Annotated in this window: 17 protein-coding genes and 1 riboswitch; of the genes, 8 read left to right on the top strand and 9 right to left on the bottom strand. The window is 61.6% G+C overall.

Annotation, left to right across the window (positions count from 1 at the left end):
- Positions 1–21 precede the first annotated feature (21 nt).
- The 6 genes from GJT30_04360 to GJT30_04335 all read left to right on the top strand — a co-directional run bounded on the left by GJT30_04360 (position 22) and on the right by GJT30_04335 (position 16,833).
- Positions 22–9,240 carry a glycosyl transferase gene (locus GJT30_04360; protein MSM38841.1) on the top strand — a complete coding sequence of 3,073 codons (9,219 nt, stop codon included), beginning with the start codon at positions 22–24 and terminating at the stop codon, positions 9,238–9,240.
- A 22-nt stretch (positions 9,241–9,262) separates the two neighbouring features.
- Positions 9,263–9,520, top strand: a complete 258-nt coding sequence (locus GJT30_04355) for a DUF3553 domain-containing protein (protein ID MSM38840.1) — start codon at positions 9,263–9,265, stop codon at positions 9,518–9,520.
- 102 nt (positions 9,521–9,622) lie between these two features.
- Positions 9,623–10,693, top strand: coding sequence for a (p)ppGpp synthetase (locus GJT30_04350; protein MSM38839.1), 1,071 nt, complete (start codon positions 9,623–9,625; stop codon positions 10,691–10,693).
- 350 nt (positions 10,694–11,043) lie between these two features.
- Positions 11,044–14,064 carry a PAS domain S-box protein gene (locus GJT30_04345; protein MSM38838.1) on the top strand — a complete coding sequence of 1,007 codons (3,021 nt, stop codon included), beginning with the start codon at positions 11,044–11,046 and terminating at the stop codon, positions 14,062–14,064.
- Positions 14,065–14,194: 130 nt separating this feature from the next.
- Positions 14,195–14,272: riboswitch (cyclic di-GMP riboswitch) on the top strand.
- A 92-nt stretch (positions 14,273–14,364) separates the two neighbouring features.
- Positions 14,365–15,693 carry a hypothetical protein gene (locus GJT30_04340; GenBank protein MSM38837.1) on the top strand — a complete coding sequence of 443 codons (1,329 nt, stop codon included), beginning with the start codon at positions 14,365–14,367 and terminating at the stop codon, positions 15,691–15,693.
- 234 nt (positions 15,694–15,927) lie between these two features.
- Complete coding sequence (locus tag GJT30_04335; GenBank protein MSM38836.1) at positions 15,928–16,833, top strand: NAD(P)H-binding protein; 906 nt, start codon at positions 15,928–15,930, stop codon at positions 16,831–16,833.
- Positions 16,834–16,942: 109 nt separating this feature from the next.
- On the opposite strand, the gene GJT30_04330 is transcribed toward GJT30_04335, so the two are convergent.
- Positions 16,943–17,398 carry a hypothetical protein gene (locus tag GJT30_04330; GenBank protein ID MSM38835.1) on the bottom strand — a complete coding sequence of 152 codons (456 nt, stop codon included), beginning with the start codon at positions 17,396–17,398 and terminating at the stop codon, positions 16,943–16,945.
- Positions 17,399–17,494: 96 nt separating this feature from the next.
- Here GJT30_04330 and GJT30_04325 point away from each other — a divergent pair, with 96 nt between their 5' ends.
- Positions 17,495–17,704 (top strand): hypothetical protein, encoded by a 210-nt coding sequence (locus GJT30_04325; GenBank protein MSM38834.1) that lies wholly within the window; start codon positions 17,495–17,497, stop codon positions 17,702–17,704.
- 39 nt (positions 17,705–17,743) lie between these two features.
- Here the strand turns inward: GJT30_04325 and pap are convergent, their stop codons facing one another.
- The 8 genes from pap to GJT30_04285 form a co-directional block, all read right to left on the bottom strand.
- The gene (pap, locus tag GJT30_04320) at positions 17,744–19,240 is read right to left on the bottom strand and encodes a polyphosphate:AMP phosphotransferase (GenBank protein MSM38833.1); all 1,497 of its coding nucleotides are present in this window, start codon (positions 19,238–19,240) and stop codon (positions 17,744–17,746) included.
- An 80-nt stretch (positions 19,241–19,320) separates the two neighbouring features.
- Positions 19,321–20,877, bottom strand: coding sequence for an HD domain-containing protein (locus GJT30_04315; protein MSM38832.1), 1,557 nt, complete (start codon positions 20,875–20,877; stop codon positions 19,321–19,323).
- The gene (locus GJT30_04310) at positions 20,874–21,755 is read right to left on the bottom strand and encodes a CHAD domain-containing protein (protein MSM38831.1); all 882 of its coding nucleotides are present in this window, start codon (positions 21,753–21,755) and stop codon (positions 20,874–20,876) included. The genes GJT30_04315 and GJT30_04310 overlap by 4 nt, the downstream gene beginning before the upstream one ends.
- Complete coding sequence (locus tag GJT30_04305; GenBank protein MSM38830.1) at positions 21,752–22,150, bottom strand: hypothetical protein; 399 nt, start codon at positions 22,148–22,150, stop codon at positions 21,752–21,754. Before GJT30_04305 ends, GJT30_04310 begins: the two co-directional genes overlap by 4 nt.
- Positions 22,151–22,152: 2 nt before the next feature.
- Positions 22,153–22,833: a thymidylate kinase gene (locus GJT30_04300; protein ID MSM38829.1), complete on the bottom strand. Its 681-nt coding sequence runs from the start codon at positions 22,831–22,833 to the stop codon at positions 22,153–22,155.
- Positions 22,834–23,021: 188 nt separating this feature from the next.
- Positions 23,022–23,711 carry a thymidylate kinase gene (locus GJT30_04295; GenBank protein MSM38828.1) on the bottom strand — a complete coding sequence of 230 codons (690 nt, stop codon included), beginning with the start codon at positions 23,709–23,711 and terminating at the stop codon, positions 23,022–23,024.
- Positions 23,708–24,232 (bottom strand): helix-hairpin-helix domain-containing protein, encoded by a 525-nt coding sequence (locus tag GJT30_04290; GenBank protein MSM38827.1) that lies wholly within the window; start codon positions 24,230–24,232, stop codon positions 23,708–23,710. The genes GJT30_04295 and GJT30_04290 overlap by 4 nt, the downstream gene beginning before the upstream one ends.
- Before the next feature lie 176 nt (positions 24,233–24,408).
- A complete protein-coding gene (locus tag GJT30_04285; protein ID MSM38826.1) occupies positions 24,409–24,939 on the bottom strand; it encodes a phosphohistidine phosphatase in 531 nt (176 codons plus the stop codon).
- 249 nt (positions 24,940–25,188) lie between these two features.
- Between GJT30_04285 and GJT30_04280 the strand changes: the two genes are divergently transcribed.
- Entirely contained in the window at positions 25,189–26,754 is a 1,566-nt protein-coding gene (locus tag GJT30_04280) for a hypothetical protein (GenBank protein MSM38825.1), read from the top strand.
- The last annotated feature ends 217 nt before the right edge of the window (positions 26,755–26,971 follow it).

The raw sequence follows: 26,971 nt of genomic DNA, 5'->3' as shown, positions 1-26,971 counted from the left end.
GCGGTGAGTAAGGGACAGATAGTGGGCGTTGGCATTCTCATTGGTTACTTCGCAAAACAGGATGAAGCTTGCAAGGCACTTCGCGGGCTGTCGAAACAGGGGCTCAGCCGCGTTGCCCTGATCCATAAGGGTCTGGACGGAGATGTCCGGACTGTTGATCCGCTCTTCCGGCGTCGCGCCCTCAGGGCAACCCTGGCAGCCTGCCTGTCCGGGGGGATCGGCGGGATTGCCGTCCTGCTCCTGGACTGGTTCAACCTGCTTCCGGGCGTGGATGCGTCAGCTTTCCTGGCTTTGATCCTTGCGCCAGCCACAATCGGTGCTCTGGCGGCCCTGCTCTGGCAACGACGCTTCAGGTGCGGAGTCGCGGCCGAGGTTCTGCATGAGCACGCCCGTTGGCTGGTGTCCGGGGAATCCGTTCTCATTCTCCAGGCGCCGGTCGAATCATTGCAACGTCCGCTGGCCCTGCTGCGGGAATGCGGCGATATCCCCCCGGCGCTGTTCGTCCTCCATCCCAGGGCTGAGCGGCGGGCAGAGGTCAGGGGGCCGGAGGTAAAGCTTTCCCCTGCGCAGGTTCTGGAGCATGCGCAACGCCATGCCGGGGAGCAGCAGGTCGACCCGGCGCCGCACCACTCCGCCGAACTGCTCAGGCGTCTCAAGCAGTCGCGTCAAAGGGTCAGGCAGGTCTGCGCGGATCTCACCGCTGCGAGCCGCCTGGAACAGAAGGCCACGCCGGCTGCCGATTGGATCCTCGACAACGAATACATCATGGAGGGGAATGCCCGTGATGTCCTGCTGAATCTTCCCCGGCGCTTTTACCGGCAACTGCCCGCCCTGGCCTCCGCTCCCTACCAGGGGCTCCCCTGCATCTACGGATTGGCCAAGGACCTCGTTTCCCATACGGAACTCTGCCTGGACCAGGAGAATATCCAGGCGTTTATCGACGCCCACCAATCCGTGCGTCCGCTGACCATCGGCGAACTCTGGGCCATGCCGCAGATGCTGCGCATCGCGCTTATGGAGAGTATCCAGAGCCTTGCCATTACTGCCCTTGCAGACCTTCGCGAACGTCAGCTGGCCGACTTCTGGGCGAACCGGCTGATCGCCGCCAACCGTCGCGATGCCAACCAGCTTTTCGCGATCCTGGCGGAACTCGCCGCAACCGAGTCCTCTCCCACCCCGTATTTCGGGGCGCAGCTGGTCGGCCTTCTGTACGACGAGGCGACCGCATTGGTGCCGGTCCAGAGCTGGCTTGAGCGCACCTTCAAAAAACCTCTGCACGAGATTACGGTGCGCGAGCAGACCCGGCAGGCCAGGGAGCAGTTGACCTGCGGGAATGCCTTTACCAGCCTGCGCCAGCTTGCCCTGCTGGACTGGCGGGAAATCTTCGAAAAACTCAGCCGGGTGGAACAGATGCTGCGCCGCGACCCGTCCGGGATTTACCCTGGGATGGATTTCGCAACCCGTGACCGTTGCCGTCGGGCAATTGAAGAGATCGCCCGATGTTCGACCGCAACCGAGGAACAGGTAGCTGAGCGGGTCATCAGGCTGGCAACGGAGGCGGGGCGCGGATCGGCAACCGACGATCGCGCAGGCCATGTCGGCACCTGGCTGTTTGGGGAGAAACGGGCTGAACTGGGCAGACTGCTCGCCTGTCGGGAAGGGGGCCGTTATCGCACCCTGGCATGGGTCTATCGTCGCCACGCCGCCATCTATTCCATAGGCATTGGCGGCTTCACGGCCCTGTTTGTGTCCCTGGCCACCGCCTTCAGCCCGGCCGGGCTATCGCCTGGCTTTCGCATCGGCCTGTTGCTGCTCCTGCTGATCCCGGCCGGCCAACTGGCTATCGAGGTGGCCAATTACCTGATTACGCGGCTTCTGCCGCCCCGGCCCCTGCCCAAGATGGATTTCGAGGATTCGGGGATTCCCGATGCGTTCCGCACCCTGGTGGTCGTGCCGATGATGCTGGCGAACGCCGAGACGGTCCGCGCCGAGGTGGAGAAGCTGGAGATCCGGTACCTGGCCAACAAGGAAGACAATCTGCTCTTCAGCCTGTTCACGGACTACACCGACTCGACAACGCTTTCGCGAGAAGACGACGATAGACTGCTGCAGATCGCCAGCGCCAGCATGACTGAGCTCAATCAGCGCCATGGCGGCGAGCGGTTTTTCCTCTTCCACCGGGAGCGTACCTGGAGTGAATCCGAGCAGAAATATATCGGCTGGGAGCGCAAACGGGGCAAGCTGGAAGAGCTGAACCGCCTGATCGACGGCACGCGTCCAGAGACTGCCGAGCGCATGGTTTACGTGGGCAACCCCGACCATCTGGCAGACATCCGTTTCGTCATTACCCTGGACAGCGACACCCAGTTGCCGCACGCAACGGCCCGCAGGATGGTGGAAACCCTGGCACACCCCCTCAATCAGCCCCGCTTCGATGCCGAGGGTAACGTCATGGCCGGTTCGTTCACCATCATCCAGCCTCGGGTGAGCCCGACCCTACCGAGCACCAGCGCCTCGACCTTCAGCCGGCTCTTTGCCGATGCGGTCGGCATAGATCCCTATACCCAGGCTGTTTCCGATGTCTACCAGGATCTGAGCGGCGAAGGGTCCTATCACGGCAAGGGGATCTATGACGTCCGCGCCTTCAGCCGCGTGCTGTCGGGCCGGTTTCCCGAAGAATGGGTGCTGAGCCACGACCTGATCGAGGGGGCTCACGTCCGGGTGGGACTGGCCAGCGACATCGAACTCTACGACGAGTTCCCGCAAGGGTACCAGAGCTACAGCAGCCGGGCTCATCGCTGGATTCGCGGCGACTGGCAGATTGCGGGGTGGATCTTCCCGCGTGTGCCGAAAGCTGCAGGGGGGCGCGGTGCCAACCCGCTCTCCCTGCTCAACCGCTGGAAGATCCTCGACAACCTGCGCCGCAGCCTCTTGCCCGCCGCGAGCCTGTGCCTGCTGATAGCCGCCTGGCTCGTTTCTCCGGGGGCAGGCTGGATCGCCGGCCTGGTGGTCGGCACCCAGCTCCTCTTTCACCCGCTGGCGCAGCCCTTTACCATGGCCACAACCCGCAAGGGTTTGAAGTACTTCTCTCCGCCCAAGCTGGTGCACGACCTGCTGCGGGCCATTGCCGACGCCGCACTGCTGCCGCACCAGGCTGCTGTGGCCCTGGATGCCATTGCCAGGGTCTGCTACCGTCGTCTGGTATCCCGTCGCGATCTTCTGGAGTGGACGGCCCAGTCAACCCATTGGAGCGCCTCGCGCCGGCAGCCGCTCTTTGTTGCGTCCCTGGCCCTGGGGAGCGTCTTCAGCTGCAGCGTGGGCCTGGCAATCTGGTTCGCCATGCCGGACAGCCTGCCGCAGGCCGCACCCTGGCTCGTTTTGTGGTTTTTCTCGCCGCTTCTCGGCTGGCTGTTGAATCTGCGGCCTGCCATGCAGCAACGGGCCTGCCCGCTGCCGGAAACGGACCGCCGGTTCCTCAGGCAGGTTGCCCGGCGAACCTGGCGATACTTCTCGGCGTATGTCGGCGCTGAGACGTCATGGCTGCCGCCCGATAACTATCAGGTATCCCATCAGACCCGCCTGGCCATGCGGACCAGCCCGACCAACATCGGCCTCTGGATGACCAGTGCACTGGGAGCCCATGATTCCGGCTACCTGACCATCAATCAGGTCGTTGAAAGACTGACCGGCACCATGGAGTCCATAGGCCGTCTGGAGCGGTTTCAGGGGCACCTCCTGAACTGGTACGACATCCGGACCCTGGTGCCGCTCGAACCTCGCTATGTCTCTACGGTCGACAGCGGCAACCTGCTGGGTGCCCTCTGGACCCTGGAGCAAGGGCTCGACGAGCTGGTGCACACCCCTGTCCTGGATGGAAAGGCCTTTGCCGGCCTATACGACACCGGCGAAATCCTGAAACAGGTCGCAGGTCTTGAACGCCGTTCCGGCTTTGATCTGCACATCCTGAACGAGCTGTCGACCGAATGGGAATCTCCACCAGCCAACATTGTTACTGAACTCCGCCTGTTGCGGAAAATGGAGAACAGCCTCAGGGTCCCTCTCGTTCCGGAGGGGGCGGCCTCCTGGGCCGGGGAGATGGAGGCGCAGATTGCCTCCTGGATAACGATCTCGAACCGGTATCTCGCCTGGATAGAAATCCTGGCCGAAAAGACGGAAGCGGAGCTTGCCCCGCTCGGTCGGGAAGTCGTGCTGGCCATTCGCCAAGACCTCTGCCGGGCGCCGTCGCTCTTCGATCTTGCCCATGGCAGTATCGCATCGATCCGGATACTCACCGCCATCAGGGAGGGGGCTCTCCCTGCCGGCTCAACGCTTCTTTCGTGGCTCGACCGCGTTATTGCGGCCTTCGCAACCGCCCAATGGCTGGCCGGCGAAACCCTGGGCATGGCCGAGCGGCTGATAGCAAGCGTACGCGAACTGTCGGCCGGCATGGACATGCGTTTTCTCTACGCTCCCAAGCGGAAGCTGTTCACCATTGGCTACAACGTCTCTTTGGGCCGTGCCGACGCCTCCAGTTACGATCTCCTTGCCAGTGAGGCCCGGCTCGGCAGCTTCGTCGCCATTGCCCGTGGAGACGTCCCCCTGGAACACTGGTTCTCCCTGAGCCGCCCCTACGGCGCCATTGGCCGCCAGCGGGTGCTGCTCAGCTGGACCGGAACCATGTTCGAGTATCTGATGCCGCACCTGTTCCAGCACTCCTACGACAATTCGCTCCTCGACAAGGCGGCCAGGGAAGCGGTGGCGGTCCAGATCGCCTATGGCCGCACCCATCGCGTGCCGTGGGGCATCTCCGAGTCAGCCTTTGCCGACCTCGACCTGGAAAAGACCTACCAGTACAAGGCCTTCGGCGTGCCGGCGCTCGGACTGAAACGGGGTCTGGAGGAACAGCTGGTCGTCGCACCCTATGCCACCATGCTGGCACTGAACGTGGCGCCGCACGAGACCGTAAAGAATCTGAAACGCCTGTCCGACCTGGGAATGCTCGGCGATTACGGTTACTACGAAGCCATGGATTTCAGCCGGCAACCGCAGCGGGACACCGGGAGGCAGACTCTCAAGCGCGGGGTGATTATCGAGGCTTATATGGCCCATCACCAGGGGATGGCGTTTCTGTCGCTGACCAACTTTCTCCATGGGCAGCCGTTCCACCGCCGTTTCCATGGCGATGCGCGGGTGCGGGCCTTTGAGGCCCTGCTCCAGGAGCGGATCCCGACCCTGCCGCCGTTGCACCTGATCTCGACGCGGCAGAACGAGCCAGTGCTTCTGGGCGGAGACCAGGTCGCTCTGGCAGGGAGCACCTTTACCACGCCCCATACCGCCACGCCCAAGAGTCTCCTCCTTTGCAACGGCCGCTATGGCCTGATGATCACCAACAGCGGTGGCGGCTACAGCCAGTGGGGCGGCCGGGAACTTACCCGCTGGCGGTCGGATCAGACCTGCGACAGCCAGGGAACCTTCTGCTACATCCACGAGGCAGAGTCGGATCGAGTCTGGTCCACCGCCTATCACCCGGTCGGCGGGGACATCGAAGGGTATTCCGTGGAATTTGCCCTTGACCGTGCCGTGTTCCGCTGCACCAATAACGGAATCCAGACGGAAACGGAGATCACCGTCTCGCCGGAAGACGATCTGGAGGTGCGCCGGATCACCCTGGTCAACCGCTCCGCTCATCCTCGCCACCTCAATCTCACCAGCTATGTCGAACTCTCCATGGCTCCCCACAACGCCGATCGCCAGCATCCGGCCTTCAACAAGCTGTTCATCCAGACTGAGGCGGTCCCGGAACTGGAAGCGCTCCTCGCCTACCGGCGACAGCGCAGCGACAACGACCAGCCGCTGTATGTGGGTCATTGCCTGACAATGCAACAGTCCGGGGAGGAGGGTTCACCCGGAAGCGCGTGGCAGTTCGAGACCGACCGGGGGCGATTCATCGGCCGCGGCCGGACCCTTGCCAACCCCATGGGCGCTCTGCAGGATCTCGGCAACAGCCAGGGGTTTGTCCTCGATCCCATACTCAGCCTGCGGCGGAGTATCACCCTGGAGCCGGGCCAGCAGGCCAGGGTTTCCCTGGTGCTCGCTGCCGGGGCGACCCGCGAGCAGGTCGTGCTGCTGATGGATAAGTACCGCGATCTCCATGCGACCGAACGGGCCATGGATTTTGCCTGGCGCACTGCCCAACAGCGGCTGCAGGTACTGCAGATCCAGCCCGACGAAGCGCGCCGTTTCCAGCAATTGGCCAGCCACCTGCTGTTTCCCAATCACCTCTTGCGCGCACCTGCCGAACGCCTGGAAGAGAATCGCAAGGGGCAAGCCGGATTGTGGCCCTACGCCATTTCCGGCGACCTGCCGATAGCCCTGGTTACCATTGGTGAGGTGCGGGATATCACCCTGGTCCGCCAGATGCTCAAGGCCCACACCTATTGGGGATCGCACGGCCTGGCCGCCGACCTGGTGTTCCTCAACGAAGAGGCCGGGAGTTATGAACGACCGCTCCAGGAACGGTTGGAACGGCTGATCGAGGCCCATATCCTCTCTGCTGCGCCCGATCTGCCGGGCGGAATCTTCCTGAGGAGTGCGGCACAGATCCCGGAGGCGGACCAGCTTCTCCTCAAGACTGCGGCCAGCATCGTGCTGGTGGCCGCACGCGGCACATTGCCCCAGCAATTGGGGGTGCCGGTGGAGTCTCCCGAGCAGATGGGAAAACTGGTCCGGAGGCGCAGCCCCAGGGAACCCTCGGCTCCGCTCCCCTTCATGGAACTGAATTACTTCAACAGTCTCGGCGGGTTTACCGCGGATGGCCGCGAATACGCGATCTATCTCGGCCCCGGCACCAACACCCCGGCACCCTGGGTGAACGTCATCGCCAACCCCACCTTCGGCACCCTGGTCAGTGAAACCGGGTCCGGCTTCACCTGGTACGGCAACAGCCAGCGCAACCGCCTGACCGGCTGGTCCAACGACCCGGTGCTGGACCCCGCCCAGGAGGCGATCTACATCCGCGACGAGGAGAGCGGCCTCTTCTGGTCGCCGACCGCGGCACCGATCCGGGAGGGGACCGCCTATCGTGCCCGGCACGGGGCGGGCTTCACGGTCTTCGAGCATAACAGCAACGGGATCGAGCAGGAGCTGACCGTCTTTGTCCCCGTGGACGGGAACGGGGGTGAGCCGATCAAGCTTCAGCGGCTGCGGCTCACCAATGGTTCCTCCAGAAGGCGCAGGCTCTCGGTAACCTATTATGTGGAGTTGACCCTCGGCGAGAACCGCGAAACCTCCCAGATGCATGTGACAACCGACTGGGACGACGAAGTCGAGGCCCTTTTGGCGCGCAATCGCTACCACCCCGAATACGGGGAGCGGGTTGCCTTCGTGGCCATGACCCCCCTGGTCGATTCATATGGCGGCGACCGCACCGCCTTTATCGGCCGCAACCGTTCGCTGGCACGACCGGTGGCCATGGAGCAGATCCGGCTGTCGCAACGGGTGGGAGCGGGGCTGGATCCGTGCGCTGCACTCAGGGTCTCCCTGGAATTGGCTCCGGGCGAACGCCGTGACATCACCTGCATGCTGGGTCAGGCCGGGTCCGTGGAGCAGACCAGGGAACTGGTGCTCCGCTTTCGGCAGGATCTGGCTTTCGAGGAAGGATTCGACCGGACCCGGGCCTGGTGGGACGAACTGCTCGGCACCATAGAGGTGCAGACCCCCGAACTGGCAACGGACATCCTGATCAACCGCTGGCTTCAGTACCAGTCTCTGAGTTGCCGGATCTGGGGCCGCTCCGCGTTCTACCAGTCCGGCGGCGCCTTTGGTTTTCGCGATCAGTTGCAGGACGTCATGGCGTTTCTGTACGCCAGGCCGGAACTGGCGCGCAGCCAGATCCTGCTGGCCGCCGGCAGGCAGTTCAAGGAGGGGGATGTCCAGCATTGGTGGCATGAGCCTGCCGGTGCCGGGATTCGCTCGCGTATCTCCGACGACCTCCTCTGGCTTCCGTATGTTGTCGCACACTACGTGCGAACGACCGGCGATGTCGACATCCTCAGGGAGGAGATCCCCTTTCTCAACGCACCTGTGCTGACAGACGAGCAACACGAGTTATTCTCCACCCCGGAGCCCACCTTTGAGCGCGCCACGCTCTTTGAGCACTGCCGTCGTGCGGTCAGCCGCGGGTTGACCGTCGGTCCCCACGGCTTGCCCCTGATCGGGACGGGCGACTGGAACGATGGGTTGAACCTGGTGGGCGCCGGCGGAAAAGGGGAGAGCGTCTGGCTTGCCTGGTTCCTATGCGATGTGTTGCAGGGAATGGCCGAACTGTCCGGCCTGATGCTGCAGCCTGAGCTGGGCCGGACCTATCGAGAAGAGCGGTATGCCTTGATCCAGCGTGTCGAACAGGCTGGTTGGGACGGGGAATGGTATCTGCGGGGCACCTTCGATGATGGTACCTTGCTTGGGTCCGCGGCAAACGGGGAAGCGCGGATCGATTCCCTGCCCCAGTCGTGGGCAGGGCTTTCCGGTGCTGCCGACCCGGCGCGAACGGAGCAGGCCCTGGAATCGGCATGGAAGCATCTCGTCCGCGAGGATGAAGGCCTGGTGCTGCTTTTCGAGCCCCCTTTCGACACGGCAGAGCCATCACCCGGCTACATCAAGGGATATCCTCCCGGCGTGCGCGAGAATGGTGGTCAATATACCCATGCCGCCCTCTGGATGGCCATGGCCATGGCCCGTAAGGGGGATGGGGCGCGGGCGGTGCAGCTTTTGCGCATGCTCAACCCGATCGAGCATGCCCGGGATGCGGAAACGGTCTGGCACTACGGGATCGAGCCCTATGTGGCTGCGGCCGACGTCTACCGGTTGCCCGGCCGGGTCGGGCAGGGGGGCTGGTCTTGGTATACCGGCTCGGCAGCGTGGATGTACCGGGCCTGGATCGAGGAGGTCCTGGGTTTGCAGGTTCAAGGGAACCGGATGCGGATTCAACCCGCTATCCCGGCGACATGGAAGGGCTTCAGCCTGCGCTATCGCCACGGTGATACGATCTATGCGATTGCGGTGGAGAATCCGCATGGCTTCGAGCATGGTGTCGCCTGGGTGGAGATGGATGGCCAGCGTCTGCCCGGGGGGGGGGAGATCCTGCTGGAGCGGGGCCTGGTGAAGCATCAGGTTCGCGTCCGGATGGGGGTACCTGAACTGCAGTTTTGTACAGGCGAAGCAATGAGAAGCAGTGGTTGTTAACCCGGTTTGTCGAGGAGAAATCATGATTATCAAACGAGGTACCGTAGTGAGTCACGCTGGAGCGGTTGAATGGGGAGTCGGCAAGGTTATGGAGGTGACCGACCTCAAAGCGACGATCCAGTTCAGTGACGGAATTGTCAGGAAGATTGCCGCTTCCCATTACCCGACCCTGCAACCGGGCGATTCGGCTTTATTCGTCCCGCTTCCCGAAAGCGTGCCTGAGGTTAAGGTCCGGGCGACTCCCAAGAGGCGGGTAAAGGTGAAAGAAGTGGTTGCGTGAGGAGAGAGCACGACAAAGACTTGACTCCGGCGGCCGGCTTTGCAAAAGTGCAGGGGGACGATATCGAGTCCTCACTGCAGATCGACGGACAAGGAGCCGACCATGCCCTCTCTGGATTTTGAACAGGAAAAGATCGCCTTCAGGAAATACTACGACGGCAACCAGAAGTTTTTTGCCGAAGCCAAGAATGCCTATATCCGCATCATCAGCGCACTGATCAAGCGTTTTGACGTGGGAGAGGTGACCAAGATTGAAGGCAGGGTCAAGGACAAAGAGGAGTGCATCAAGAAGTTTCACCGGAAATACCAGCGTAAGCTCGAAGCCGACGAACAGCCCTACGAGATCAAGGATTTCATATCCGACCTGATCGGCATCCGGATTGTCTGCCTCTACGAAGACCAGATCCCGGTCCTGTCGGAGGTGTTGCAGCGGAACTTCAATATCCTCGACGTCACCGACAAGATATCGGCGGTGGAGAGCACCGAGGATTCCTTCGGTTACAAAGGGCTGCACATGGACCTGGCCCTGAACGACGAGATGGCTTCCCAGCCGAAGTACCAGCCGTATGCGGACTGCGCCTTCGAGGTGCAGATCCGGTCCCTGATCCAGGACGCCTGGAGCGTGCTGGATCACAAGATCAAATACAAGAAATCGATCCCCATCGACCTGAAGCGGAGAATCAATGTCCTTTCGGCCCTGTTCGAGCTGGCCGACCGGGAATTCAAGGAGATCCGCAATGCCACCACGGAACTGATGCAGCAGGCGACGGTGGCGCCGATCAGCGATCCACCCGATGACGCCCGCGAGGCGGCAGGGCAGGAGGCAGCGGCCAGCGCAAAATCGGTCAATGCCTTCAATTTCCTCCGTGTCGCCGGCCATTTCTTCAGGGATTTCGAATTCGAGGACTTCAAGGTCGACGATTTCGTCCAGGACATCCTGAAGCTGGACAGCGGCTTCCAGAAGTCCGATTTACATAAATGCTTGAACGAAAAGCTGAAAATCGTCAGGGATTATCGCGACCATTTCATGGCGGAAAACCCTGACAAAACCTTCAGCCCCTATACCTCGATCAGGCACTGCCTCTACCTCTACGATCAGGATGTCTTCGAGCGGATTCTGTCCAAAGGGGCGCGAGAGCGTTTTACCGCCTGGTTGAAGGCATCCCGTGGATAGGGGGGACTGCCGCCGGGTTGCCGGGAAATCGCAGGAGTAGATGCCGCGGGGATTCAAGCGCTGCCCATTCCCATTTTGATGTCTCCTTTTTCGGGGGGTTGCACGTTGTGCAAGCCCCTTTTTTCTTGATCTGCACCAAGAGTTATGTATAGTTCATATGTTTACTTGCATAGTCGGGATTGTGAAATAATTTTCATAACAAAAACAAACCGTTCCGCGTTTCTTTGGCTCAAGCGACGACCTCCCGCGTCGATACGAACAAGTGGGGCGTTGCCGTTCATTAAGAGTTGCCCTGCTGCCCTGGGGCAGAAAACACGGCCGCATAAGACGTAACCCGCAACTACGGAAGGATCTCCTTGTTGTCCGAACCGACCATCAGCCTCATCAAGAGCAGGATCAGAATCTTCGTCGGTATCGTCCTGGCTGCGGTCGTCGCCATATCGGCCTGGAGCATCGTTACCGAATACCGGAATACCATCACCACGGCCGAAAGGCAGGCCTCTGGGTATGCACAGGCTTTGAGCGAGCATACGGAGAGCTCCTTTGCCGAGGCTGACCGGGTGGTCAAGGACGTCATTCATGAAATCGGGAGGGCTGGCGGCATCCGACATATGCCGCAGCGCGAACTGTACGACATCCTGCAGCGCCAGGGAGGAGGAGCCCCCCAGATCGGTTCGCTGTTTATGGCCGACGCCTCGGGGCTGATGTTCATCAACTCCCTGGCGTTCCCCTCCAGGCAGATCAATGTGGCCGACCGCGAATATTACCGGCATTACCGCGAGAATCCGGGCGCGGGCCTCTACATCAGCAAGCCGGTCATGAGCCGTCTCGTCGGCCGCTGGCGCTTTAACCTCATCCGGCCGCTCTTGGGACCGGACAAGGAATTTGCCGGCTTGATGGCCGTTGCTTTTGAGGTCGAGTATTTCAAGCGCTTCTTCAGCGAATCCAGTCTCGGGCCCCGCGGCAGGGTGCTATTGATCCGCGACGACGGTGCGCCGCTGGTCTTCGTGCCTTACGTGGACAGGGCGTACGAGGCGGATTTCCGCTCTTCTCAGCTGTTCCGCACTTGGCTGCCCAAGGCTGCAACCGGCACCTTCCATCTGGAGAAGGGGTTGCTGGACAAGACCCCGCATATTGTCTCCTACAAGCGTCTGAACCGTTTCCCTATCATTGCGGTCGTATCCCTGCACCGCGACGACGTGCTGAAGCCCTGGTCCCGCAAGGCGTACCTGCAGGTGGCGGTCACGTTTGCCCTCTGCACGGTCATCTGTGTCCTGACCCTGCTCATGTTCCGCCACCTGGACAGGCTGGAAAGCGCCCAGGACGGGCTGCGCCGGCAGCAGGAGCTGCTCAGGATCAAGGCCGCCCAGATCGATGCGGCCAACGATGCCATCCTGCAGGTCGATCTCACGGGGCGCCTGGTTCATTTCAACCAGGCGCTCTGTCGCATCACCGGTTACAGCGCCGAAGAACTGACAGGGATCCGCTTGCATGACATCGTGCACGCAGAGTTTGCGGGACAGATCGAGGGGAACCTGCAGAGAATCAGGGAGCATGGCGAGGCAACCCTCGAATCGGGATATATTGCCAAGGATGGCGGTCTGATCCCGATCGAGGCCAATGCCCACATCATGGAGAGCAACGGCGAGCCCTTCATCCTCAGCATCGCCCGTGACGTGCGGGAACGGAAACGGGCCGAGTCGCGCGAACAGGGACGCCTGTCGATCCTGGAAGAGATGGCGACCGGAGCGGGTCTGGGGGATCTGCTTGCCCAGATCGTCACCTTTGTCGAGCAGCAGTGTCCGGGTGCGCTCTGTTCAGTTCTGCTCGCCGACGAGGGGGGGCGTCAGCTCCTTCATGCCGCCGCTCCCAACCTGCCGGACGAGTACAACCGGGCCGTGCACGGACTGAAAATAGGGCAAGGGATGGGATCGTGCGGTACTGCGGCCCATCTGAAGAAACGGGTGGTGGTGGAGGATATCTGCGGCCACCCCTACTGGAAAGGGTTCAAGCCTGCCCTTGACCATGGGTTCAGGGCCTGCTGGTCCCAGCCGATTCTCTCCTCTGAGGGGGAAATTCTCGGGACCTTCGCGATCTACTACCGCGAGCCGCGCCTGCCGGATGATGCGGAAATCAGCCTGATCGAATCGGCTGCCCACCTGTCGAGCATCGCCATTGGCCGTTTCAGGGACGAGGAACGGAGAAAGCACCTGGAAGACCAGCTGCGGCAGATCCAGAAGATCGAGGCCATCGGACAGCTGGCCGGCGGGATTGCCCATGATTTCAACAACCTGCTGACGCCGATCCTGATCTATTCGGAAATGATCAAGATGGGCCTGCCCGAAGATGCGCCCCAGGTCAAGAAGGCGGATGGCATCCTGAAGGCGGCCCACAAGGCCAGGGAACTCACCCAGAAACTGCTCTCTTTCGGCCGCAGGCAGATGCTCGACATCCATCCGGTCGACCTGAACGAGGTCATCGAGTCGTTCCATGATATCCTGCGCCGGACCATCCGGGAGAACATCGGCATCCAGGTGGGCCTCTCCACGGGGCGTGCCATTGTCATGGCCGACCGGAGCCAGATCGAGCAGATCCTCCTCAACCTGGCCATCAACGCCCAGGACGCCATTGCCGGGAATGGCCGTATCACCATAGAAACCGGCCAGGTGCTACTCGACGACGAATATGCCCGTCTGCATCCCGGCATGCGGACCGGAAAGCATATCCTGCTCTCCATTACCGACACCGGCTGCGGCATGGATGATGCCACCCTTTCGCGCATCTTCGAGCCCTTTTTCACCACCAAGGGGGTTGGCCATGGCACGGGCCTCGGCCTGGCAACCGTTTACGGCGTCATCAAGCAGCATGAAGGGTACATTGACGTCAGAAGCACGGTCGGTGCCGGCACCACGTTCTCCATCTACCTCCCGGTGAGCACGCACCCGCTCGGCTCCGGCACAGGCAATGAAGCGGACGGGGGCATTGTCACATCGACGACTGTAGCGACAAACCGGACGATCCTCGTGGTCGAGGACAACGAGATGGTCCGTACCATGGTTGTCGAACTGCTCATGGCTGCCGGATTCCGTGTCATGGTGGCAGAAACGCCGGAACTGGCTCTGGAGATGGCGTTGGCGCCCGCTGATGCCATCGATCTGCTGGTGACCGACGTGATCATGCCCGGCATGAATGGTCAGGAACTGTACGAGCGGCTGCTGGAATCGCGGCCCCACCTGCCGGTCCTTTTCATCTCCGGCTATACCAACGACCTGGTCGTCCACAACGGCATGCTGGAGGAGGGGATCAATTTCCTGCAGAAGCCGTTTACCATCGAGCAGTTCATGGCCAAGGTGCGCCTGGCCATTGCATAGCCTCTGCTTCCCGGTGTCGGCACTGTATGCGGTCAATAACCGGCACGCCTTTTTCGGTCATTCCCTCCCTTGACAATCCGTCAGAACATGGTGGAATTATTTAAACAACACAATAATTGGATGTAATATTGTCTGACAAAGCCGAGCCTGCCGCGAGACAGGTACGGAAAGCCACGGGTCTTTTGATGAAGACGGCCGGGCTGCCGATGATCACCCATTGGCATGCCCGGCCTTTTGTTATTTCATATGGGGACAAACTCGTATCGAGAGGCGCAGTGCACATGAGAAAGGAGTGTCCGAATGATGCGTTTATCTGGCGCAATGGGTATGATCGGATCAATGGTGCTCGCAGCTGCTCTTACGGGCTGCGGTGGGAGCGGAGGGGAGAGCGACCCGGTCGTAACCCCGGCTGTCATAGCTCCGGCAGCGACTGGGGCTTCGTACGTGGTTTTCGCCTGGAACGACCTTGGCATGCACTGTCTCAACCCGACCTATGACACTGCGGTCATTCTGCCGCCGTACAACACGGTATGGGCGCAGGTGGTCAAACGGGGGAACCCGCCGCAGATCGTTACCGCCGGTTTGACCGTTGAGTACCGGATTCTCAACAACACCGTATCGTCCACCAAGGGGACCTTCGGGCAATTCTGGACATATGTACAGCAACTCTTTGGTGTGACCCTTGCTCCGGATACGGGGCTCAACCTGGAAGACCCCGCGATTCACAACGGGCTCTCCGGCACCATGGTGGCAAAGACCGATCACTTTCAGGTGAATGGCATCCCCGTAACCCCCATTGACGATTCATTGGTCTGGAATCCCTACCAGGTCATCGAGGTTACCGTCAAGGACGGAACCGGCACCACCGTGGCTCAGACGCGGGCAACCGTTCCCACCTCCGATGAAATGAACTGCGCCAAGTGCCATGGCGCCAACCCCTTCCTGAATATCCTCCAAGCGCACGACGCGGATATCGGGACCACGCTGGTAGCCCAGCAGCCGGTCCTCTGTGCCAGTTGCCACGGCAGCCCGGCGCTTGGACAGAGCGGGAGCGGGACCTCGGGCAAATATCTCTCTGAGGCGATTCACGGTTTCCATGCGACCCGTGGCGCAACATGCTACGACTGCCATCCGGGGAATACGACCCAGTGCAACAGGAGTCTTGCCCATACGGCAGCGGACGGAAATTGTTCGAACGTCAGCTGCCATGGCAGTATGGCAACGGTCGCTTCGACGATCACTTCCGGGGCCAGGATACCTTGGCTGAACGAACCCAAGTGCGCCACCTGTCATGTGGGGATTGCGGAAGTGGACACCGGTGCGGTCCTGTACCGGAACGCCATGGGTCACGGGGGGGTCTACTGCGCGAGCTGTCACGGCAGCCCCCATGCCATGGTGCCGTCACGGCAGGCATCGGACAACTACCAGCCGCTTCAGTATCAGAGCGCTGTCCAAACGATCGGCAGTTGCGGCGTCTGCCATGCCGGATCGAAAGGTGCCGGGCTTGGCGAATTTTTGAGCCAACATGGCAGCGGCGGAATTGCCACGGCCTGCAACGTCTGCCACACGGTCGTATCCTCGGTGAATGCGGCTGACTGGCCGCACCAGTATCAATGGCTGAACCGGTAGCGCCAGCAGCTCGCTGACGCCAATGAGACGGGACCCTGATCCGGGCGGGATGTCAACTCGCCTGACGATCAAGGGTCCCGTTTGCATTCGCTCTGGTATCCCGTGGAAAATCCGTAACCCCTGCAGCGTATCGGGCGTATAATTGACGTAAGAGAAACGGCAGCCGTACCGGTGCCATATTGTTGTTGCGGAAGCTGTTCTTCGGTTCTGCAACTTCTGAAAGGAGAACGTCATATGTACGCCATTACCGGAGCAACGGGCAACATAGGAAGCAAGGTAGCCGATATTCTGCTGGACAGGGGTGAGAGGGTGCGGTTGATCGGCAGGGATGCAGGCAGGCTGCAGCGGTTCGTGGATAAAGGGGCCGAGGCGGCGGTGGGGGATCTGAAGGACACGCCGTTTCTGAGCAAGGCCTTTAAGGGTACCACCGCGGTATTCGCCATGATCCCCCCCAACGTGGCGACCGTCTATTTCCGTGCCTACCAGAATGAGGTCGGCACGAGCATTGCCACTGCCATCGTCAACGCCGGGGTCCCCTACGTGGTGAACCTGAGCAGTCAGGGGGCAGATCTTCCCGGAGGTACGGGGCCGATCGTCGGTCTCCGTGACCAGGAGGCCCGACTCAACGGGCTTGAAGGGGTGCATGTCCTTCATCTCCGCTGCACCTTCTTCATGGAGAACCTGCTCGCCCAGGTCCGGTTCATTCTCGAACGGGGCTATGCGGGATTGGCGCTGCGCGGCGACCAGCCGATCGCCATGATCGCCACCAAGGACATCGCGGCACGGGTCGTCAAGCACCTCGTCACACGGGACTATAGCGGCAAGACGGTGAGGGACCTGCTCGGCCAGCGCGATCTCACGCTGAACGGAGCGATCGCCATACTCGGCCGGCGGATCGGCCGGCCCGACCTCAAGTACGTGCAGCTTCCCAGCGAGGAGGCTGCCAGGTGGATGGTGTCGCAGGGGGTCAGTTCCGATGTGAGCAGGCTCTTTGTCGAGATGAGCCGGGGGCTGAACGACGGGATTTTTGCCGTCGGCCTGCAGCGGACCGCTGAAAATACCACACCCACGCGTATCGAGGAGTTTGCCGATACCTTTGCTGCAGCATACGAAGCCGCAACACTGCGGCATGCCGCGTAACCGGAAACCGATCCGGGTTTCCGGCTGTCATGGAAAAGCCCGCGCAAAGCGGGCTTTTCTGTTTCCTGCGAGAGAAAGATGGGCAGTGTTGCCCCGAAGGGGAGGTCGTTCAATCCGCGAAACACTCGTTCAACGCCATGCGGCGGTAGGCAAAGATCTCGGCCAGCCTGCCGGCGACCAGCGGGCTCAAGAGCCTGCCGAACAGCCCAAAGGGGAGCCCATAATGGACCAGGTCCAGCATCTCCGTTCCCGCGGCCGTCTCACGGAAATGGTGCTGGTGGTGCCAGAAACGATAGGGGCCGAACCGCTGCTCGTCCACGAAGAAGTATGGTTCTTCGGCATGGGTGATCTCGGTGACCCATTTCACCGGGATGCCGAGAAAGGGGGTCACGGTGTAGGTGGCGAGCATGCCGGCATGTACCTGGGGCGGCAGCTCCGAGATGATCCGGAATCCGAGGTCGGGTGGGGTGATGAGCGGCAGGTTTTCCGGGGTGGAAAAGAACTCCCAGGCCTGTCTCAGGGATACGGGCAGGAGCTGTTCCTGGCGCAATTCGTAGAGTTTCATGCGGTATTCCCCTTATCTGCCGGAGCAGGCGGTGCGGAGCTGCTCCCTGACCCCGGCCTTGCTGCAATTGTTGCACACTCGTCATCGAACCGAAACATGGCTGCAACCCGCGCCTGGTATCATGGCATCATGGAACAGACAGAGATGACAACGAGCAGGGAGTATCCCATGCGCCTGAAGCTGATGGACGATTACTACGAATGGTATTGCGAGTGGTGCGACACCCGCAACCGGACGGTCTGGGTGCGGGTTCACGAGGACACGGCCAACTGCGCCGCCTGCCAGCGCACCTCGCGTATCACCTGACCCGTCCCGACGCTCCCGGCCCTTGCGGCCTGGCCGGCGTCAGCTCCCCGAATCCTTCTCCAGGGCGCTCTCTATCCTGGTGCAGAGGGTCTTTAACACCTTGATCCGGGCGTAGTTCTTGTCGTTGGCCTCCACCAGGGTCCAGGGGACGATCTCGGTGCTGGTCCGGTCGATCATGTCGCAGACGGCCAGTTCGTACTCCTCCCACTTGTCCCGGTTGCGCCAGTCGTCATCGGTGATCTTGAACCGCTTGAACCCGATCTTTTCCCGCTCCTTGAAGCGCCTGAGCTGCTCGTCCCGGTCGATGGCCAGCCAGAACTTGACCACCACCGTGTAGTGGCGGACCAGTTGCTCCTCGTAGTCGTTGATCTCGCCGTAGGCCCGCATCCAGTCCGCATGGGAGCAGTACCCCTCCACCCGTTCCACCAGCACCCGCCCGTACCAGGAGCGGTCGAAGATGGCGAATCTTCCCCGGTGGGGGAGGTGGCGCCAGAAACGCCAGAGGTAGGGCTGTCGCTGCTCCTCGTCGGTGGGTGCCGCAATCGGGGTGACCCGGTAGAGGCGGGCATCCAGGGCCTGGGTGATGCGGCGGATCGCCCCTCCCTTGCCGGCGGCGTCGTTCCCCTCGAAGATCACCACCACCGAGATTTTCCTGAACTGGGGGTGGCGGGAGAGGCGATTGAGCCGTCCCTGCCACTTTTCCAGCTCTTCCTGGTATTCGCTTTTTTCCAGCCGTTTCGACAGGTCCAGGGTCTGCAGGATGCGCAAACCGTCGATGGCCAGGGTGATCGGCGGGTACGGTTCCTCGCGGACCGGCGCTTCCGGGGCGTCAAGCCGCTGGCGGAGCGCCTGCAGGACCGCCTTGCCGATGGTGAGATAGCGGTAACGGGGGTCGCTCCCCTCGACGATGAGCCAGGGTGCCTCGGGAGAGCTGGTGGCGCGGAGCATCCGCTCGGAAACCTGGTGGAAGCGGTCGTACATCTTGAAGTGCTTCCAGTCCGTATCCGTCACCCGCCAGCTGGTGGAGGGGTCCTTTTCCAGGGACTTGAGACGCTTTTTCTGCTGTTTTTCCGAGAGATGGAGCCAGAATTTGAGGAACAGTGCGCCTTCGTCGCAGAGCATCTTCTCGAAGCGGATGATCCGCTCCAGGTTCTGGTCGAGTTCGGCGTTCTTGATGCTGCCATAGACGTTTTCGATCAGGGGGGAGGAATACCAGGTGCCGATAAAGATGCCGATCTTCCCTTTCGGTGGGAGGTCCCGCCAGTAGCGCCACATGGGGGGGCGTTCCTGTTCCTCGTCGGTCAGCTCGCGGATGGCGTGGGTTTCGATATGGCGGGGGTCCATCCATTCATTGAGGATGTTGACGGTCTCCCCCTTGCCGGCGCAGTCCACCCCGGCGATCAGGATGATGACCGGGAACCGCTGCGACTGCAGCAGGTCGATCTGGGCATCCAGGAGCGCCTCCCGCAGGGGAGGGATCTCCCGCTTGTAGGTAGCCTTGTCGATCTTGTGGCCGAGCTCCGCTGATTCGAACATGTAGCCCTCCATCTGCCGGGGATCTCCGTTGTCGACCACCAGTGTACCACAGTATGGCGGGTCTGCTCGTTTGTCGTCCGTCAGGATGTGGCGCTGCCGGCTCCCTCCGGGACCGCCTCCAGCTCCAGCCCGAGATCGAAGGCGGTCTGGAGGAGGTCTCCCTTGGCCTGACCCCCGAACTGCTCGACCGACAGGTCGTCCCGGCCATGGAGGCGGATCTTGAAGATGTTCCGTTCCAGACGGCACTCAAGGGAGCTGACCGCACAGTTGCGGCGCCGGTCGAGCCCGTCGGCGAGCCTGAGGATACCGCCCAGGCGGGAGACCAGCAGCCGGTCCGCCGGCGAGAGCCGCATGTACTGGTCATGTTTCTTCTTGGGGAGCGATTTGCGGTGGTAGCGGGCCACGTGGGCAATCAGTTCCCGCTCCCGCGGGGTGAAGCCGAAGAGGTCCGCGTGGCGGATCAGGTGGTAGGAATGCTTGTGATGGCTGGAATAGTTGATGAAGTAGCCGACGTCATGGAGGATGGCGGCCGCCTCCAGGATGCGGCGGGCACTGTCGCCGAGTTTGTACGGTTTGGCCAGTCCTGCGAAGATCTCCAGCGACAGCCTGGCCACCTGGAGCGAATGCCGTTCGTCGAAGTGGCAGGATGCGGCAAAATCGAGGATCGACGCCCGCCAGGAGCGGCTCCGCTTCCCTGCGTCAACCAGCTTGTGCCGGTGGAGCCCCTTGAGGATCAGCCCCTCCCTGATGCCCCGCTCGTTGACCCGCAGGAGGTTGGCCTGGGCTATATCCATCAGCTCGTCCACCACCGTTACCCCGGCGATGATGATATCCGCCCGGTCCGGGTTGAGACCGGGGATGGAGCGGAGCTCGCGCGTGTTCTTGCGCAGCAGCATGGCCAGCAGGTGGACCACGTCGGAGCGGAGCAGTTCGTAACCATGGAGCGAGCCGTATTCCTCGCGGCGCGAGGCCATGATCATGGAGCCGATGGCGGTGATGGTGCCGCCTGACCCGATCAGGCCCGCCGTGGGGATCAGTTCGGAGGCAAAGGTGCTCTTGATGGTCTTGCGGATCTGGCGGCGCAGGCGCTGGTGCTCGCGGTCCGTTACCGGGTCGGAGCGGAGAAAGGTTTCGGTCAGGTAGACGGCGCCGAGCTCCAGGGAGGTGATCTCGTCAATGTGGTGGCCGACGGTGGTTACCAGCTCAAGGCTGCCGCCGCCGATATCGACCAGCAACTGCCGCGTCCCTTCCAGCTCGAAGTTGTTGAAGGCGCTGTAGGCGGCCAGTTCGGCCTCCTCCTCGCCGCTGATGACCCTGACGTCGAGCCCGGTCTCTTGCCGGATCGCCTCGATGAACGCGGCCCCGTTGGCTGCCTTGCGGACGGCGCTGGTGGCGACCGCTTCGATGGCGCGGACCCCGAACCCCTCGATGATCTTTTTCAGGCGGGAGAGGGCGTCCATGGCCCGTTTGCAGGCGGCAGGAGAGATGACTCCGTTCTGGTGAAGCCCTTCGCCCAGCCGCACGGCCACCTTCTCGTCGTCGAGCACCCTGGTGGTGCCGATAGGGTCGACCTCCACCACGATGCTCCGGATGGAGTTGGTGCCGATGTCGATGGCAGCGAGCCGTTCGGGTTTCACAATGATCTCCTCATCTGCTCACCCGTGTCCGGAAGCGGTGAGCGGCGCAGCATGGCGCTGAAGTCGGCGAACAGGGCATGCCGCAGCCCGGCGATCTCTGCCAGCAGGCGCGTTTTATCGGAAGTTTCCGGCAGCCGCTTGGCGACCATCTCCGCAAAGAGATCCAGGTCGTGCATGGTGCCCAGCAGGTCCTGGTAGGCCTTGACGATGGCCAAAAGCTCGGCGTGCCCGCTTCCGGCCAGTGGCGCCAGCAGCTCGTACCGGTACCTGAGCCGCTTGATGGCGATGCGCAGGCGGTGCAGGGCATCGACCTGCTTCTCATCGGTTGCCAGGGGGAGGAGCTCTGCCACTCCCTTCATCCGCTCGACGATCATTTCCCTGGCGAATGCGACGATCTGTGTGAACGGGTCGACCCGCTCGTTGGCAAAGAGGTCCGGCTCCAGGAGCAGAGCGTCGAGCTGCTCGCGCAGGGGGGCGAGGGGATGGCTCTGCAGGCCCGCTTTCAGGAGCTTCAGTTCCTGTTTTCGCTCCTGTTCCAGCTGCGAGAGCAGCCTGTCCAGTTCTGGCGCTCTCTGTCCGGAAGTGGCGCAGGAGCGGAAGAAGATCATCGCTTCGTCGGTGTTGCGCATGGTGCCGAGCATCCGGGTCAGATGCTTGGTGCGGGAGGAGATGCGGTCAAGGCTCTTGGAGGGGAAGCAGGGGGAGAAGAAGGCCAGTGCCTCGCGCAGGCGGCGAGATGAGACGCGGAGGTCGTGGATATCCTCTGCGTCGAAGGTTCTTTCGGCCCGATTCCAGCGCTGCTCCAGGTCGCATTTCCGCTCTGCGATCAGAGCCCGTGCCGCAACCCAGAGCGGTGCCGTCGGTTCGAGCCGCATCACGGCAACGTTTCGCCCGCCAGGCGGTCAAGCTTGCGGGCATGGCGAGCCGGGGGAGGGCTCTTCTCCACCTTTTTGCGCTGCCGGGGGGGCTCCCGCAGTTCTTCGGCCTTTTCCTGGAACTCCTCCATGATGTGGACGATCTGCTTCAGGTCCTTCATCCTTCCCTTGGCCGGTTTTACCTTCAGCTGCTTGATCCGGCGCAACCATTCAGGTGAAACGGCGCGCAGTTCGGCGACGGAGAGCGTCTCCAGCATCTCCACCAGCGCCTCCACCTCGCTCTCCTTCCGGATGATGAGTGCCTCGCCGACCTCGCGGATGATATTCCGCAGGTGGCGGAACTCGGCTACCATTTCCGCGAGCATCTCTTCCCGGTTGCGGCGATTCCCGTTTTCCATGGTCATACCCCCAGCCGTTCCAGCATCTTGGCGCTGATCTCCCTGGCCACCGACCTGACGGTCAGGTTGCCGTTCACCGCGGTAAAGTCGTAGTGTTCCTGCAGTCGCTCGAACTCCTTCTGGATCAGGCGCTGGTAGCGGATGAAACTGTCAAAGCTGTCGCGGGAGAGCCCCAGGTCCCTGCCCGACTCCCAGTAGTCCAGGGTGGAATTCTTGCTCAGGTTCCGCTCGATCAGCTGCGCCGGGCTCACCTTCAGGTAGATCACCAGCTGGGGGACCAGGGCGATCCCGTAGAGGGAGCGGACCCATTCGCGGTCGGCCCCCCGGACGATGTCGCGGGCCATGAGCGTGTAGATGTAGCGGTCGGCAATGACGAAAAATCCGGCCTTGAGCGCCGGCACGATCCTGTTTTCCAACTGGTCGGCAAAATCGGTGGCGTAGAAGAGGCTGCGGGTGATCTCCCCCAGCACGTTCCCCTGCTTGGCCTCGTTCAGCTCTTCGGAGACGAGGGTGGAGCGCCGCAGCCCGACATTGACCGTGCCGTGACCCCGGTTTTCCAGCTCATTGCGCAGGATTTCGATCTGGGTGGAACGGCCTGAACCGTCCGCCCCCTCGATGACGATCAGCTTGCCGGTCAGCTCCTCCGGGTTGATCCCCGGCAGTCCTTCTCCATAAAACCGCATGAATGATCCCTTTAGCTGATGTAGTCCAGAAAACTCCGGATGAGAAACTATCAGTATCCGCACCGGAAAGGAGGGATTTTTCGTTCTGGCAAGGAAATCAAGGGATTGCGCGGAGGCGTAGCAGCGCTACGCCGCACAAGGAATCCCGCAGATTGACACAGCCAGGGCGGAAAAGAACCCTTTCCGATTCAAATGCTGCTTCTGCGGCGGAAACGGGCCAGATCAATCCTCTCGCCGACGATCTCCCTGACCTGCTGCTGCTGGGTCTCGATGAGCGCCGTGCCGTCGATCTCCTCGAAGGAATAACTGTCTTTCATGTCCAGGTACTCCTGGTAGATCTTTCCCTGGAACAGGCTGAAACTCTCGTAAGGGTCGCGGGAGAGCCCCAGGTCCATGCCGGCCTCGTGGTACTTGAGCTGGGGCCGGCCGCCGAGAATCCTCCCGAGGGCGGTCTGGAGAGGGGTGTTGAAAAAGAAGGTGATGTCCGGCTTCCTGGCGAAGCTGTACAGCTTGTGCAGCCAGGGGCGGGGACAGCCGCGGACCGCATCGCGGGCGAATGCGGTATAGATGTAGCGGTCGCAGAGCACGATGAACCCGGCCTTGAGGAGCGGCAGGATCTGGCGCTCGTAGCGGTCGGCAAAGTCGGTGCTGTGAATGAGGCTGAAGGTGGTCGGGGTGAGGAGCTGGCGCTTTTTCCCCTTGCTGGTCGCCTTCTTCACCAGGAACGACGAGTTCCATTCGGAAAAAAAGACCTTGAGCCCCTTCATCTCCAGCCAACGCTTGAGCAGATAGATCTGTGTGGATTTGCCCGAGCCGTCCAGCCCTTCGACCGCGATCAGCCGGCCCGGCACCGGTTCGTCAGCACCGATTCCGATCATGCCAGTACCCGTTTCAGCGCCTTGCGGGTCTTTTTCAGCCCCTTGCGAACCCCGTCCAGGTCGGCTTCCACAATCTTTTCCATTCGGCGGCTCGCCTTGGTCAGCCCCTTGCCGGCCTTCTTGACCCGCTTGTGCAGCTTTTCCTCGACCCTGTCGAGGGTGTCGAGGGTCTGCACCAGGGTGCGGGTCAGCTTCTGGCCCGGTTTCCCCTTGAGCGCCTCGCTGAAACGCTCCTTGGCAGAGGTGGCGCACGATTGCACCGTCTCCCGCAACGTGGCGACATGCTGCTTCAATCCGGCGATCCGCTCCGCCTTGTCAGCCCCGAGTTTTTCGGCGAGTGCGGTTGCCTGTGCCAGGATGGCAGAAACGGAGCGGGGGTTGATCCCCTTGATCGAACGGAGCCCCTCTTCGCCGGCAACGACGATCTTCTCGTAGGTGTCCAGCCCGTTCTCCACGAGCCGGCGGGCGAGCACATCTCCCACCCCCTTCAACTGCCTGAGTTTTTCTTCCATAGCACCCACGTCATTCCCTCCTATCAGGTTGTTGAAAACGAAGTTCAGCGTAGCTAAAACCTCAGGTTGTTCAAAAACAGTCAGATCGGCGCACCCGCAGAAAGCCCTGCGGAGGCGTAGCAGCGCTACGCCGCACAAGGCGGCTTTCGAGGACGGCGGCGAGATGGCTGTTTTTCAACAACCTGCTATTGTCTGTTCGGCGCCTGCAGCCGCTCCAGGGCCTTGCCCCTGTCCGTCACGACCTTGCCGCCGCCGGTGACGAGCATGAAAAACTCCGCTTTCCGTTCAATCCGGTCAGGTTCGACCCTGAACGAGACAGCCCCCCCTTTTTTCAGCGAACAGGGGAGTTCCGCGTTGAGCAGGGTGCGCGCAACCATCCCCAGGTCCGGTTCGTGCCCGACCAGGGCTATTTCCTCGCACTGCGGACTGCTGCCGATGATGTCGCGCAGATCATTGATCGTGAATCCGGGGCCGAGAGCCGGGACAACCCGCAGATCCCCGCAAAAGCGGATAGTCTCGGCGAGGATCTCGGCTGTTTGCACGGAGCGGACCAGCGGGCTGGTATAGATGAGATCCGGCTCTGCCTGCTGCTTTTTCAGGGCTGCGGCGACACGGCGAAAGCGAGCCCGGCCGCGACAGGTCAGGTAGCGGAACGGCTCGGGGAATTCGGCGGTGCGCGGAATCGCCTCGGCATGCCGGATCAGGTGGATTGTCACAGATGATGCAATTTTCATGATTGATGGCTCTATTTAACCATAGGCAAGCTGTTTTGCAAGTGGGAATGGCATTCCATTGCCCATGAATTCAATGTTTTACACATTCGTAACATTTGCCGGCATTCCCTCGCGGAATCGTCATGAAAGTTTTCCCACTTTTTACCTGTCCTCCACACGGGTGCAACAATTGCCGTGTAGGCTCTCCACCATTCGATTCATATCATTTCACTGACAAAAGGAGAGCGAACAATGGGAAAGAACGAATCACTGCTTCGTGGCGTGGGGATCGGCGTCCTGGCCCTCACCCTTGCCTGTGCCGCACCGGCCATGGCCCGCGACCACGGACGGCACCACCACACGGCTGACCGCTGGCTGGCCGGCGACTTCCACAACCACACCTTCCTCACCGACGGCAGCAACATCCAGGCAGATGTCCTGAGTCATGCCTTCCAGTACGGCCTGGGCTGGATGGCCAACTCCGAGCATGGCGGCACGTCCGCCCGCACCCCGCAGGGGACGGCATGGCCCAGCGATACCGCCTTCCTCGGCAATCCGCCGGCCGGCAAGATGTGGCGCTGGCAGTCGCTCTGGCAGTATTCCTACCCGATCATCAGCGAGGCCCGCAGCACCTACCCGGACAAGCTGATCGTCCAGGGGTACGAGTGGAACGTGCCGACCCACGAGCATGCCAGCGTCGCCATTGTCGGCCCGGCAGAGGAAGGGGGCCAGGCAATCGCGCAGCATGAGTATCTGTTCGACGGCAGCGATTCCGGCACCACCAGCGACAGCTATCTCGACGTTTCCGGCAAGGTTGCCGCCAACAGCCACGACAAGGCCGTAGCCGGCGCCAAATGGTTGCAGGACAACTACCCGATGAGCAGTTACTTCCTGCTCAACCATCCCTCCCGCGCGCTCAAATACAGCATTGCCGATATCCGCGACTTCAACAACGCGGCACCGACCGTTGCCTTCGGTTTTGAAGGCATCCCCGGCCACCAGAAAGAAAGCAACCGCGGCGGATACGGCAACGCGAACGTGAAGGCCCGCACCTATGGCGGAGCCGACTACATGATCGCCAAGGTCGGCGGCCTCTGGGACGCACTGCTGGGCGAGGGGCGCCACTTCTACACCTTTGTCGACTCAGACTTCCACAGCATCGACGGCGATTTCTGGCCGGGTGAATACGCCAAGTCCTATACCTTTGTACGCGACATGGACCGCGACGGCGACCTGTCGCTGGGTGAGCTGGTCAGCGGTCTCCGCTCCGGAGCTTCCTTTGCCGTCCATGGCGACCTGATCGATGCCCTGGAATTCAGCGCCGAAAGCGGCGACCATGAAGCCCCCATGGGGAGCGAACTTCATGCCGAAGGCCGGAGCGTGAAGCTGAAGATCCGCTTCAAGAGCCCGGCCATGAACAACAACGGCGATGCGGTGGCAGTCGACCATATCGACCTGATCGCCGGCGACATCACCGGCCGGGTTGCCAAGTACCTGGACGACGGCGTGACCCTGAACCCCGACTACAGCAAGGATACCAACGACAGCAGCCGGGTGGTCGCCACCTTTAACCGTAGCGACTGGAAACAGGACCGCGACGGCTTCATGACCGTCGAGTACAAGGTGAAAAAGCTCGGCAAGGATACCTACTTCCGCCTGCGCGGCACCAACCTCCCGGCCAATACCCCGAACGAGACCGATGAGGCAGGCAATCCGCTCATCGACGATCTGGTCGGAGCCAATGACTCGGCAAAGGCCTATGCCGATCTCTGGTTCTACTCCAACCCGATCTTCGTCAAGGTTGCTCACTGCCGCTGAAATCTCCTTTCCCCGTGAAGTACATTCGGTCGGAGCTCCCCCTGCTCCGGCCTTTTTTTATCAGAAAACGCCGTAGTCAATGGAGTTGCGTGGCAATGTGAAAAAAGACCTAATACTTTATTGTAATAGGAGTAGCTCACTGGTGTTAGTGAATTTACTACCTGAAAAAATACCTGATAGGCCAATTGAACTATTATTTGAAACTGTTACAGTTACT

Source organism: Geobacter sp., from assembly GCA_009684525.1.
Taxonomy (GTDB): Bacteria; Desulfobacterota; Desulfuromonadia; order Geobacterales; family DSM-12255; genus Geoanaerobacter.
Note: the sequence above shows the minus strand (reverse complement) of the source record. Positions and strands in the feature narration are given on the sequence as shown.